We start from the raw sequence: 12,634 nt of genomic DNA, 5'->3' as shown, positions 1-12,634 counted from the left end.
TCAATTCCACTTTACTATCCGCCACGTTGAATTTTTGGGATTCGTCAAAACTAACTGATGCCAACGAGGCTCTTAATCGACCTCGGCGGCATAAGCGATCGTTAACAGGTAGTACTAACAGCAGCGCAGGGCGTCCGATCCAGCTATTCAGTCACCTTGAGGGTTTTGCTTCGCGCTGATGTCGGCATAGGTGTGAAGCAGCTCAGTCAGGCAGTTAACCCAACCAAATACATCCACAGGTGCATTTTTCAGTGTTGCTTCAACGTGCTCACAATGCGTTTCAAGGGAAATTGCTTGCTCCAATCGAAACGATATTGCATAGAAGTGCCACAGGATTAATCGCGTCATCCTTTCACTGTTTTGCTTGGCATTTTCTGAGTCATCAAAGGCTTGCTGATTTTCATTCAGTGCAATAGCCGTCATACGTAGCATGGCGTCAAGGCGTGCTGACAACATGCGTTCTTCGCTGTCTATTTCCTCTTGCTCAAACGTGAAGATTTCGCTCATCACGTCCTCTGGCACCATTCTGCTTATGATTCGAGCACTAAACTCTTCCAGTTCATGGCGAGGCATGGTTACGAGACATTCAAAGGTGTAATCACGAAGCATAAGGTCACTCTAATTCGTTATAGATTTCAATTGCCGCATTCTAAATGCTGAAGTGTGATTTGCCACGGTTTTATTGGCGCGGCAGGTTTCGGCAGCGAGCGCTGAATGAAGAGGGGGTGAGTGATTAGACAATGAGCCTTGGATTGGCTGGGAGTGAGAAGAGGCCAGAGTCTTGCTCCGGCCTTTTGTTTTATTTGGCTTCTACATCATACCAAGGGAAAGGCCCCATAAACTCGTCCGACAAAATGCGCCAGATGTTCATTTCTAACCACTGATCGTAACCCACCCAATTCTCATACTTGGGTAGCTTCAATACTGAGGGGATCAGGAATGGGTTTGTGCCTTTCTGTAACTCCGCATAAAAGCCAGCGCGTAAATCCTGAATGAACGCAAGTTGGGCCTGAATTTCCTCTTTGCCGCCACCTTGAAGAGGGTTTGCTCCTTCATTGTGAGAAAACACCGCACGGTCGAAATCCAGCGCGAGAATTTCACTCAACGAACGTTCCCATTCGCGCGGGTTGAAATCCGGTACGACAGCAAAGATGACACGATTAGGTGTCACCAGATCGGCAATGTAGGCAATGCGCTCTTTCGGTAGCACGAACACGGTCATGCCCATGCCGTGGTTTAAACCCAGAAAATGCAGTTCAACCTTGGTATCACCAAACATCATATCCTTGCGAGAGCCCGACCACGTATCAGTCGGATTGACCATATCCGGATAGGGGTTGGCCTTCATCCACTTCGCAGCATCTTTGTGAGCTAGAATTTTGGCTCCCTGATCAAGGAAGACTCACCTAAAGAAAGGACAGTCACCTCAAGAAAAGGATAAACCAGTCAGTTTCATTCCAATGAGTAGAGCCCCATAAATCAACGAACCCGATGCGACGACACATAGAAACCCATGTAGCTTTATGACATACCATACTATCGGCTTCTTCTATGACTACAGCACGCTCATCACTGATCAATGTATCAGCCACGCCATACTATCATTGTGTGTCTCGCTGCGTTCGCCGCTCATTTCTTTGTGGCTACGACATACACGCAGACAAGAGCTTTGAACACCGACGAGAGTGGATAGAGAAACGTCTGCTACTGCTCGCACAGATATTCTGCATCGATGTTTGCGCTTACGCCATTATGAGCAATCACTATCACGTCGTTTTGCACATAAACACCAAAGAAGCAGGATTATTATCCCTGGAGCAGGTCGCTGAACGTTGGCTGTCACTGCATTCAGGCCCGGTGTTGGTGAACCGCTTTATGGGCGGTGACAAACTCTCCGAAGCTGAGCGTGAACGTTGTGAAGAAATTATCGAAGTCTGGCGAGAGCGACTGACCAGCATCAGTTGGTTTATGCGGTTGCTCAATCAACACATCGCTTTGGAAGCGAATCGGGAAGACCAATGTACGGGTCACTTTTGGGAAGGTCGTTTTAAAAGCCAAGCGCTGCTTGATGAAAAAGCACTGGCAGCAGCCATGGCGTATGTGGATTTAAACCCCGTTCGTGCGGCGATTGCCGAAACACCTGAGCAATCCGCTTTTACCTCCGTCAAAGCACGGATTGAAGCGTTGAGAAAAGAGCAACACACCGCCCCCTACCTTTTCCCCTTTGTTGGCAATCCACGCGAACCCATGCCCGATGGTATTCCCTTTCGATTAATGGATTATCTGGAACTTGTCGACTGGACAGGAAGGCAAATGCGGGACAACAAACGTGGGCATATCAACAGCGCTTTACCGCCTATTCTTTCAAGGCTCGGCTTTGATCCCGCAGATTGGCTAGAAGCTTGCATCCAAATAGAGCGGGGCAGGCTAGTGGGCAGCGATGTTGCAATCAAAGCTGCATTACCTCAACTAAACCGAAAGCGCATATCGGGGCTTAGACTGCCTGACGGCTAAACCTTCTCCTTCCTTACCCCAACTTCATCAACTAACAGGCAATCGCCTGTTTTTATGCTGTCTCCCGTTCCCATACTTAGTGAGATTTGATGAGAAATCTAGTGACTTGGGGAGCTTGAGTGTCCTTCTGATAAATCTATCTTTACAACAGTAGGTGATCGACAAGTTAGTTGGTGCCGTTCTCTAACGGTGACTGTCCTAGTAAGTTCTTGTGAGATTTGATGAGAAATCTAGTGACTTGGGGAGCTTGAGTGTCCTTCTGATAAATCTATCTTTACAACAGTAGGTGATCGACAAGTTAGTTGGTGCCGTTCTCTAACGGTGACTGTCCTAGTAAGTTTTACTGAGTAATAATTACCTAAAAAAAGCGGGATTATTTTCACTGAGATACGGATGAGTCGCCGTTCAATATCCTAACCAGAAAAGTTAGGTGTTCTAAATGAACCACCCTGTGCGGAGCCGCATGCACGGTTGCTGTGGGGGCTGGAGCGAACATATAGTATAAGCTGCCAAGGGCAACTTATACTATGGCTGGGCAGAATGGGCTGAAACTTGCGGTATAAAAACGAAACCCTGTCGTTTAAGGCAGGGGATACTCTGTCAGCTCGCTATGAGTTTGACTCACTTTCCATCATCCCAAGCATTTAAAAAATCAGCCAAAACATCACCGTGGCAAGCTTCGGGCTTACAAAAGCAGCCCAATCTTTTCCCGGCCAATTTATACACTTCAGATTTTTCTTTATTTGGAAACTTTTCAAAGTCAAAGTCGTATTTGAATTTTCGAATCACCTCTTCCCTAGTCTCGTTTTCTTCAAACATTGAGTATGGGTTTCCCCAATATGACCCCCTACCAATATATGTGAACCCAGGCGTATCGACTTGAATGTTGAATTTGGGGTCTGTCTTGATATTAACAACTCTGGTTATAGCAATCCGAATCTCTCTAAGAGGCACTGCGAGTTGCTTAATAAGCACCACTTCATCACAAAACTCCTCCCCATCGTCAAACACTACGGCATGAGTTGGTTGTGAACCAAACCAATCATCAACCACAAACACTTCAGGTTTTAGACTGTGACTTTCTGCAAACTGCGCTAGAAAACCATTACCGTCATCTGGCGTAGTTAGACGAAAATTGTCCATATTGCTTGTGATTCGTTCAAGCTTCCTCTCAAACTTTGAGTAAGCTTTAAACGCATTCGGATACAAAATAAGTAAATTATTCATCAAAACAAGTGCTTTACGTTTATATCAATTCCAGAGTGCAATTTAAGATACTCGACAACAAGTCTTCTATGGCAAAAATGAGGCTCATGCTCACTGCACAACAAACAACCATCATCTAGCATACTGGCAGATATCTGCTTTTCTATATTCCTTTGAGCCATCAAATTTAGAAATTTATCCTCATATGCTTCCCATGAAATTTCTTTCTTCTGGTATGGCTTCAAAATATCTTTAGTCGGTGCTAGTTCTGGAGCATGAACATACTCAGCATCACATAACTCTTTTAGGAAAAACTTTAAATCATCTCTTTTCGCAAAACCGGCCAATTGAGAGACATTGTTCAAACGAACATCAACGAGAGTTTTGACATTTGACGACCTCAGATATTCGAAAAAAGTCTCCGCACTCTTTTTTGTAAATCCAATTGTGTAAATTTTCACGCTTTGAAGTCCTTTTGAAGTGAGCCAGAACTATCGAAGATGGTCGCCACAAACTTGTAATGCATTCCCGTAGCTTCCAACACAGGACTCAAGCTTAACACCAGAGCATACTCATCACCGTCAGGAAGAGAAAAAGTAACATCATCCCCCCCTTGATTAGGATAATGATCTTTCAGCATTTTCCTAGCTGCTGGGCAAGTAATCGAAATATCCTCATATAGCACATTATTGTATCTAAAGGATGCTAGCGATTTCTTATCGTACCTTTCTTTCCATTCATTATATTTGTTAGATAAAGTCACCTGCAGCGATTCTGGTCGAATTAAATATAGCGACTGAGTAACGCGCCCTTCTTCTACATATGCTCTTGTAACTTTGTTAGTTTGCGTTGCTGCATCCAACCAGATATCAGCAGGATTATCTACAATGTTAAAAACGCAGTCGGCCCTAAAATGGCTATGTCTAGCCCATTTTTTTCGACGTTCGACTACAAAATTGTCCGGCTGACCAGAAACAGTGCAATCCTCAAGCTTTGGGATATGAGCAATATCCAGCACTTGCAAATACCCACCGCGAGTGTATTGGTATTCACTTTCTGTGATTGGCCCAATCGCATTACCATCAGTGTCGATTAAAACCGGACGCGTCCATTCAAGCAAGCGAACTGTCTTTTCACCAACATATTCACAAACTTTTCCTGCTATGCATCTGCCACCATTTTTATATGATTTAGACAATATTACGACCTGAACAGTATCCATGCGAAGCCCCTAGACATACAGAAAAAACAATATATATCATTGACTTAATAAAGCATACTATTAGGGTGGGATAACTTCACAAGGGAGTGATACAGATCAAATGGTTAAACTCAAGATACCATGCACCCAGTCAGCATCTTGAAAAAAGGCTGGCTATCAATAGCCAGCCCTATGGGGTATGAGCGAAAACTGAAGCTTGATCAGAATTTGAATGGCACAACTACATCATCAAACTCGCCTGACTGCTCTGATGTATATTTGACGCCCGAGATTTCAGCCAATAGCTCTGGATAAACACCAAGTTTTTCAGAAAGCTTTTCAAACGAAATGCCGAGATGGCTTTTTAGTAGTTCCAAACTATCTTTGAGCACATGCGGCTCCTCAAGCGGCAGTTGGTCATCATAGCGCTCCTGCCTCGATTGACGAGTTTGACTAAACCAAACATTTGCAGACCGATACTGTTGGGCGTTTATAAACCCTAAATAATGTGCACGGTAAATGATTGCTCTTGCACTCACTTTCCAGCGTAACTTTAACTGATAAACTTTTGGCCAGTTGATTTGCCCATTAGATTGAATGCAAAAAGGAAATTCTCTCGAGAAAGATTTTCTTGGGAACAAAAATGCAGATGCGAAAGCATCAGCTTCGCGCTCCGTTTTTTTACACCCAGTCTCCACTCCATCGTGCATGACCAAATGGCCACACTCATGAGCCAAATCAAATCTCATTCTACATACGCTCTCTTTCGCCGTATTTCGAATTATTATCGGGTATTTCCTATTAACAGATAGAGCATCAACCTTTTCTGAAACGCCATCAAAACTAGTGACAATTGCGCCTTGATTTTCCAGAACGTTAACCATGTTATCAATCGGGGCGTCAGGACCAACCCCCCATCGCTCACGAGCACCCTCGGCAATTCTCTCGATTATTGGTGGTGTTAATTCTGGCAAATTATCGCAATCAACTAAGTTAAATCTATTCTCAGGTAAATCTAGGTGCTCATGTAGCTGCTCAACAAGCTGTTCCAAAACTGTACTGTATGCTTGAACTCTGTTTTTAACACCTACTGGTGTGGTTTGCCTTTTCCGGAAGTGGCATTGCTCGGGCTTAACATCACCGGACATAGGCAAGCAAAAGAAGTCTGGAGAAACCTTCAGAAATTCTGCAAGCGCATTTTTCACATCATCCGCTGGTGCTCGAACATCGCTTTCGTACTGATGGATACTTTGACGAGTCACAGAGACAGCCTCTCCCAACTCCTGCAAAGTACACCCTTTAAGCAAGCGAGCAAGCCTTAGCCGCTCTCCAATAAATGTTACTGACATATCTTAACCATCACTTGGCTTCTTGTTTCTCTTTTACCTTTATTGAAACAGAAGCTTTTTGCGTTATAACTGGCTCAGGAAGTTCTGAGCTAACAAGCCCAATACTAGCTACTTTCACATCCAGCGGGATGTCCCAACAAGACACCTGCACGCTATCCAAGAACCCCGTAAACGTTACACGCTCTACGTATCTAAACTCATCAACTTCAACAGCAAAAAACCAAACAATCGCAGCAGCATCTCCAACCTCAACCGGAAGTAAGCTCATCTGAGATAAAGCCTCCACACAAGGAATGAGCCTGCGCTCCTCTGGGTTAGATGGCTTACCCCTAAAGAATCGCACTGGGACAGAATCAATTGAAAATGTAAATTTACCATCATCTTTTACTATCCCGAGCCAATCGCAATCACCATCAGCTGCGGCCGCCCTTATAATTCTAGTTCGACAGCATTCATAAGCCCTAAGGCCGGTGCTTCGAGCCGAATCCCCTAACTCATCATCATGCCTGTCAATAACATCATCTCGAATATCTCGAATCAGTGATGCCAACCACTTTATTTTCTCGCTAGAAAGAGCTGGATTGAGTTCCCACGGTTGTTTCATCTAGTCACTTCCTGATTAACTGTGTAGCCCCATACGGGATTGGTGAAATACAAAGCGATTATCTTGCACTTTCCTCAATTTGTCAATTGGGTTTAGTTTTGTTAACGCACATGAAGAATGTCCACAACTTTAAATCAACGAATCTCTTGCCTTAATCTTCAATGCTATCAAATCATCCACATCACAGAGTCTCCACATGACTGACCGCCAACCAATCGAACTACTTTTCGGGAAATGCCCCTCATCCATAAACTTGTAGATACTCGAACGCTTGAGCTCTGTCAGGTAAATCACTTCCTTTAGATTGAAAAGTTGCATGGTGTGTACTCTCTTCTGGTTTATTCAGAAGAAACTGGTATGTAATTTTTGTCCATAGGGATCCACACAACTGGCTCCAATATCAAATAAGTGGCATATTTTTAGGGTTTAAGGGGGATAAAATGGATAACTTTTAGTATGGCAAGCACATGCTGCCTGAGTCGCATTCAATAATGGCTCTAAGCAACTTTGGGGCAGAAACGAGCCAGATCAGATCGGCCCGAGTAAGGGTATAACGATGACTGTCCCAGTAAGATCTTTGTAAGATCTTTCAAAAACACGGCCAAGGACCCCTATGATTTCCCGCTAAAGTTTCATCATCAAATCACCGGATGACCAGAAAGTTCAGCATCAGCTTGTCATTGAACCTAGGTGTACCAAACACGCAAAACAAACCCAAACCATCACGCCATATTCTCGCCACTATTGATCACCACATTGCCAGCCTGTGACTTCGTTGCTCTGGTTTAATGTCCATTCACACATCATCTCGCCAATCATTCGCAAGGAAGACTCATGACTGATTTAATTTTTGGGCTTCTCGCCCTATTGCTGCTCGCCGTTTTTGGCTTTGGCGCATTCGTGTTAGTCAAAACAGGGCTAAACCGTTTAAACATCAATATTGATTTACCTGAGGTGCAAGCGCGCAGCTCCCTGTTATTAAAAGGCGTGTTGGCCTTGGTGCTTTGTTTGCTCGCCATCGTGCCACTCTCCATGGTGCATGACATGGCGAACGAGCGGGAGTATTTGTACAAAGACGTGGTGAATGAAATTGGTCAATCGTGGGGGAGTGAGCAAACCTTGGCGGGGCCAGTTTTGGTGTTGCCTTACACCTATGTGGTGATTCAAGAGGTGGCAACGGGTGACGGGGAAGTGAAAGAAGTGAGTGAACGTCGGACACGTCGCTACGACGAAGTCGTGATCTTACCGACAACGCTGGATCTGAAAGCGGGATTAACGCATGACTTTCGAACTCGAGGCATTTATCAGTCTCTCGTTTACCAAAGCACGCTCGAAGGTAAGGCTGATTTTCAATTTGCGCTACCCAATATTGCTAACCTCGAAACCTTCCATTTTGATTCTGCACGTTTGGTGTTCGGGTTATCCGCAAACAAAGCGATTGATGGCGTAGACATGTTCACGGTGACAGGAGAAGGGCTACCCGCTGAAATGGGTTTGATGTCGGGCACAGGGCTGGACACTGATGCACTGAAACGTGGCTTTCATCGTCCTATCTCGCTGGCGGAAACACCCGTGCCGTTTACGTTGGATTTTAAAATCCGTTTGCGTGGTTCTCAAGGAATTGGTTTCTTGCCGTTAGGGGAAAGCTCAACGTTTGAATTAACAACAGATTGGCCGCACCCGAGCTTTGTGGGCGCACTGCCAACGGCGAGAAACATTAACGATAACGGCTTTTCTGCCACGTGGAATATCAGCCATTTAAGCCGAAATTATCCGCAAGTGTTTGTTGATTCTGCCAGCATCAATCTCGACGAGGCGAATGCTTATACCCAGCTATTTGAGCCAAACACCCACTACGGAAAGATTGAGCGCTCATTGAAGTACGGCCTGCTGTTTGTTGCGCTGACGTTTATTGTACTGATGATGTTTGAACTTGGTATGAAGCAAGGCAATGCACAGAGCTTGTCGGCACTGCAATACGCCATGGTGGGTGCTGCCATGACGCTGTTTTATCTGGTGCTATTGGCGCTTTCTGAACACATGAATTTCACCATGGCATTCATGGCGGCAGCGAGTATTCCCTTGATCAGCATTCCAGCATATGTGGGCAGCGCAACGGCCAGCGTGGGGAGAGGCGTGATTATGCTGTCTATGCTTGTCGGTTTGTATGCGCTCTTATACTCCATCCTGCGACTCGAAGACTACGCCTTGCTAATGGGCAGTGGGTTGTTAGTGACAGTGCTGTTGATCTTGATGTTTATGACGAGAAAGGGAAGATAAGGTAAACGTCAGAATCGAGGGAAGGACGGATTATGGCTATAGCGCAAAGCCGCCCTCCCCCTCTCTCTCAACACGCTTCACCACACATCCCTATTCGGATCATTCGCCTCTACCCACGCGGCGTCTTCGCGCGCTTCTAAATACAGCTGTAAACCATTGTATGAGGCAAATGCCGCCGCGCCGCCAAGGTGTTGGAAGTCGTCAAAGTAGTCATCTTCTAACGGGCACAATTCAGAAAGCGTGATCGCCCCTTTTTGTATTGCCCACTGAATGGCAAAGCTCGGCGCAATCGTGCCTGAAACCGAAACATCTTCAATAGATAGGTCAAGATCACTTAGGGCTGCGGCTTCGCGTTTTTCAGCTTCTTCAATGGCAATATCATCAATGATTTGGGTTCGGCGAGCAGGGGAAATTCGCTTATTCAATTTCGCGATTTTTAACGCATAAGCAAAACGCGCAGGGGTGACAATCTCAACCAGTTGTGTGAGCAGTTCTTTGTCGATATCGCTCGCTTTTTCAAAGAAGTCGATACAGTTGCGGAGTGACGCATAGCATGTGCCGTTGAATTCAAAACTGCTTATAGCGGTGACTGTCCCTGAGGTTCATATCGGGGCTTAGACTGCCTGTCGGCTACACTTTCTCCTTCCTTACCTCAGCTTCATCAACTAACAGGCAATCGCCTGTTTTTATGCTGTCTCCCGTTCCCAGATTTAGTGAGACTTGATGAGAGACCTAGTGACTTGGGGATCTTGAGTGTACTTCTGATAAATCTATCTTTATAGCAGTAGTTGATCGACAAGTTAGTTGTTTCCTTTCTATAGCCTTTCTATAACGGTGACTGTCCCTGAGGTTATGGCTTAAAATTAACTTCTCAATTTAAAGTGGATATTTTTTTATTTGTAAATCTTATAATGTGCCAACCCTCTGTCATTTTGCGCCAAAAAATTAATAACACATGATTTATTCAACACTGTGTTCCATTTAATTTTCATGGTGCGTTATGTTCTTTGCCCAGAGTAATATAAAGCGTGAACAATTTTATAGTGATTAATCCATTTTCTTTTATGAAGCCAATAGTTAAATTTAATCCAGCAATATCAACTTGTTACTGATTCTTTGTGAATTTCAATGTGGTTCTTTTTGGTGCTTTCTATTTTTTACTTATCAGTTTTAAATGCGACTATTTTTGTAATTTTTCTCATATTTGAAATTATTTCCATGAAGTGCTTTTGGCATAATTTAAATTCCAAAACCATAAGGTGTAAAATTAGATCTTCACATCTTCAGTGTTGCAATTCTTCCAGAATAAGAAAAGTTAAGGACAAAGTATGTCAAAGATCAACGGAACAAAGGATGCGGATTTTCTTTACGGAAACCAGAACGAAAAACAGAATCTATTAGTAAATGGTGATATGGAATCATGGGGCAACGACTCAGGTTCAGCTCATGCACAAATAAAAGACCATGATTTTTCAGGTTGGTATACCCACAATAATGGCCCAATAGAAGTGCACCAAGGTCAAGGAAAGCTGGGAAAGGCACTTGGTAATTCTGATTCGAACACCGTGATAGATTTAGATGGTGGTAAGAACAACAAATCCATTCAACAAGACGTCGATGTATCGCACCTTACAAAGAGTGGTGACGCAACCTTGTCACTTTCATTTGACTATGCGAATCAATATAAAATCGCTAAGAAGAAGGGTATTTTCCTTGATGATACCAGCCCTTTTGAAGTCAAAGTTTTCGACCAAGATGGCAATGTGATCTTCCAGCAGTATTTTGACAACACACAGAGTAACGATCACTTTGTGAACTTTGATGCTGACGTTGTTATCCCTGAAGGGACGTCGGGCTTGATTCTTAAATTCACTGGCCATGGAAAAGCTGACGGTTCTGGAGCGCTGATTGATAACGTTGCTTTGACTGCGTCAAACACCATTGATGATGTAATTGATGGTGGTGACGGAAATGACACAATTTTTGGTGAGTCTGGCGATGATGTTATCCATGGAGGTAATGGTAACGACAACTTACAAGGTGGTGACGGCAATGACGTTATCTACGGTGATGCTGCTAAAAATCTCATTATCAACGGAGATATGGAAGGTTGGGGTGACAACTTAAGTGACGCTACAGCCGTATTAGGAGACCATCAATTTCTTGGTTGGTATACGCCTGGTGCTTACAAAATAACCGCGCATCAGGGCGCGATTGATGGTTTAGGGGAAAATAGTCAAAGCAATACCGTTTTGGATATGAATGTGAATGGACATTTGTGGGTCCAACAAGAAGTTGCGACTGCTGACCTTACAGCAGAAGGTGACAGTATTTTAGCATTGAGCTTCAATTATGCTTTCCGAGAGCAAATGGGAGAATTTGAAAATAGCCCTCTCAATGTTGTGGTGCTAAATCAAGACGGAGAGGTCATTTATCAGACACAAATCGGTGCTTTGTCATCTACCGAAGGTTTCTTGGAATTCAATGATGAAATTGTTGTACCACAAGGTGTTGAATCAATTGCCTTGCGCTTTTCATCATCTGCGCAGAGTGAGAATTTAGGGGCATTGATTGATAACGTTTCTCTGACCCAAGTTGTTAACGACGAAAGCAATGACGATACTATTCGTGGCGGAGATGGAGACGATGTGATCTACGGTGATGCTGGCGATGACAATATTCGTGGCGATAACGGTAATGATGTTATTTACGGCGGTAGTGGCAATGACACCATCAATGGTGGTAACGGCGACGATGTTATCTATGGTGGTGATGGTGATGACACCTTGCTTGGAGCGAGTGGCAATGACTCTCTGTACGGTGGAGCTGGTAATGATTACCTGCAAGCGGGATACGAAGATGACATCATCATGGATGGGGGTGAAGGCTTAGATATCTATGTTGGGAGTGAAGGCAACGACACGATGATTTTTGACCAATCCGACTTCTCTGATCTTTCGTTCTTGCAGGAAAACAAAACGATTTACGTTGGTGACCGTGGCTTTGACAAGATTCTAGTAGACGGGGATGCAAATGTTGATCTGACTGGTAAGTCATATGGTATCACGTCAGGCCCCAAACCAATTGCACAGGTTGAAGCTATCGTAGCGGCAGGAGAGGGTGACCAAACGGTGACTGCAAATGCTTACGCTATTGATGCTCAATCTGATGATTTCCAAAGTACGACTTCGGTAGACCCAGGTGCTTGGGATGGTTTTGTCGCATATTTAGGTGAAGGCGACGATACATTTAACCTAGAAGCTGTTAACTGGAATTACGATGCTGATGCGACTTCAACTGCGGTCATCTCAGCAGAGCAGATTGCTTTTATGGGTCTGACTGATACGCAAGTATCAGAGTTAGATGCCTATGTCTTTGTCAAAGGGGACAATGCAATCACTATCTGGACTGACGCTGAACACTTCTTGCAAGACGGTCAAGATATCTTTGGCATGTAGTAGGCTTTCGCGTTCTAGTACA

At 44.3% G+C, this 12,634-nt stretch carries 11 protein-coding genes and 1 pseudogene; 3 read left to right on the top strand and 9 right to left on the bottom strand.

Annotated features, from left to right (window positions below; genetic code table 11):
- Nucleotides 1-147: 147 nt before the first annotated feature.
- Together AB8599_RS18850 and AB8599_RS18845 are read right to left on the bottom strand one after the other, a co-directional pair.
- Nucleotides 148-609 (bottom strand): exoribonuclease R, encoded by a 462-nt coding sequence (locus tag AB8599_RS18850; protein WP_407333273.1) that lies wholly within the window; start codon nt 607-609, stop codon nt 148-150.
- 190 nt (nt 610-799) lie between these two features.
- Nucleotides 800-1,348, bottom strand: a complete 549-nt coding sequence (locus AB8599_RS18845; protein WP_407333272.1) for a hypothetical protein — start codon at nt 1,346-1,348, stop codon at nt 800-802.
- Nucleotides 1,349-1,551: 203 nt separating this feature from the next.
- Between AB8599_RS18845 and AB8599_RS18840 the strand changes: the two genes are divergently transcribed.
- On the top strand, nt 1,552-2,514 hold the full coding sequence (locus AB8599_RS18840) for a transposase (protein ID WP_407333271.1): 963 nt from the start codon (nt 1,552-1,554) through the stop codon (nt 2,512-2,514).
- 621 nt (nt 2,515-3,135) lie between these two features.
- Here the strand turns inward: AB8599_RS18840 and AB8599_RS18835 are convergent.
- The 6 genes from AB8599_RS18835 to AB8599_RS18810 all read right to left on the bottom strand — a co-directional run bounded on the left by AB8599_RS18835 (nt 3,136) and on the right by AB8599_RS18810 (nt 7,192).
- A complete protein-coding gene (locus AB8599_RS18835) occupies nt 3,136-3,741 on the bottom strand; it encodes a DUF4326 domain-containing protein (RefSeq protein WP_407333270.1) in 606 nt (201 codons plus the stop codon).
- A complete protein-coding gene (locus tag AB8599_RS18830) occupies nt 3,741-4,181 on the bottom strand; it encodes a DUF488 family protein (RefSeq protein WP_407333269.1) in 441 nt (146 codons plus the stop codon). Before AB8599_RS18830 ends, AB8599_RS18835 begins: the two co-directional genes overlap by 1 nt.
- Nucleotides 4,178-4,942 carry a dual OB domain-containing protein gene (locus AB8599_RS18825; RefSeq protein ID WP_407333268.1) on the bottom strand — a complete coding sequence of 255 codons (765 nt, stop codon included), beginning with the start codon at nt 4,940-4,942 and terminating at the stop codon, nt 4,178-4,180. The genes AB8599_RS18830 and AB8599_RS18825 overlap by 4 nt, the downstream gene beginning before the upstream one ends.
- A gap of 200 nt (nt 4,943-5,142) precedes the next feature.
- A complete protein-coding gene (locus AB8599_RS18820; protein ID WP_407333267.1) occupies nt 5,143-6,270 on the bottom strand; it encodes a helix-turn-helix domain-containing protein in 1,128 nt (375 codons plus the stop codon).
- Nucleotides 6,271-6,280: 10 nt separating this feature from the next.
- Entirely contained in the window at nt 6,281-6,874 is a 594-nt protein-coding gene (locus tag AB8599_RS18815) for a peroxidase (protein WP_407333266.1), read from the bottom strand.
- Between the two features lie 129 nt (nt 6,875-7,003).
- Nucleotides 7,004-7,192, bottom strand: coding sequence for a helix-turn-helix transcriptional regulator (locus AB8599_RS18810; protein WP_407333265.1), 189 nt, complete (start codon nt 7,190-7,192; stop codon nt 7,004-7,006).
- A gap of 516 nt (nt 7,193-7,708) precedes the next feature.
- On the opposite strand from AB8599_RS18810, the gene creD reads away from it, so the two are divergent.
- Entirely contained in the window at nt 7,709-9,154 is a 1,446-nt protein-coding gene (gene creD / locus AB8599_RS18805; protein ID WP_407333264.1) for a cell envelope integrity protein CreD, read from the top strand.
- Nucleotides 9,155-9,231: 77 nt separating this feature from the next.
- Here creD and AB8599_RS18800 read toward each other — a convergent pair.
- Nucleotides 9,232-9,732 (bottom strand): annotated as a pseudogene (locus AB8599_RS18800) (hypothetical protein); the annotation flags it as partial.
- A gap of 750 nt (nt 9,733-10,482) precedes the next feature.
- Between AB8599_RS18800 and AB8599_RS18795 the strand changes: the two are divergent.
- Entirely contained in the window at nt 10,483-12,612 is a 2,130-nt protein-coding gene (locus tag AB8599_RS18795; RefSeq protein ID WP_407333263.1) for a type I secretion protein, read from the top strand.
- The last annotated feature ends 22 nt before the right edge of the window (nt 12,613-12,634 follow it).

Origin of the sequence: Enterovibrio litoreus (genome assembly GCF_045679545.1) — a bacterium.
GTDB lineage: Bacteria > Pseudomonadota > Gammaproteobacteria > Enterobacterales > Vibrionaceae > Enterovibrio.
This window is presented reverse-complemented; position numbering and strand designations above follow the sequence as displayed.

Coding starts and splice junctions, on each gene's coding strand:
- AB8599_RS18795 (WP_407333263.1), top strand. CDS start 10,483: ATGTCAAAGATCAACGGAACAAAGGATGCGGATTTTCTTTACGGAAAC.
- AB8599_RS18850 (WP_407333273.1), bottom strand. CDS start 609: ATGCTTCGTGATTACACCTTTGAATGTCTCGTAACCATGCCTCGCCAT.
- AB8599_RS18825 (WP_407333268.1), bottom strand. CDS start 4,942: ATGGATACTGTTCAGGTCGTAATATTGTCTAAATCATATAAAAATGGT.
- AB8599_RS18835 (WP_407333270.1), bottom strand. CDS start 3,741: ATGAATAATTTACTTATTTTGTATCCGAATGCGTTTAAAGCTTACTCA.
- AB8599_RS18815 (WP_407333266.1), bottom strand. CDS start 6,874: ATGAAACAACCGTGGGAACTCAATCCAGCTCTTTCTAGCGAGAAAATA.
- AB8599_RS18810 (WP_407333265.1), bottom strand. CDS start 7,192: ATGCAACTTTTCAATCTAAAGGAAGTGATTTACCTGACAGAGCTCAAG.
- AB8599_RS18820 (WP_407333267.1), bottom strand. CDS start 6,270: ATGTCAGTAACATTTATTGGAGAGCGGCTAAGGCTTGCTCGCTTGCTT.
- AB8599_RS18840 (WP_407333271.1), top strand. CDS start 1,552: ATGACTACAGCACGCTCATCACTGATCAATGTATCAGCCACGCCATAC.
- AB8599_RS18845 (WP_407333272.1), bottom strand. CDS start 1,348: ATGAAGGCCAACCCCTATCCGGATATGGTCAATCCGACTGATACGTGG.
- creD (WP_407333264.1), top strand. CDS start 7,709: ATGACTGATTTAATTTTTGGGCTTCTCGCCCTATTGCTGCTCGCCGTT.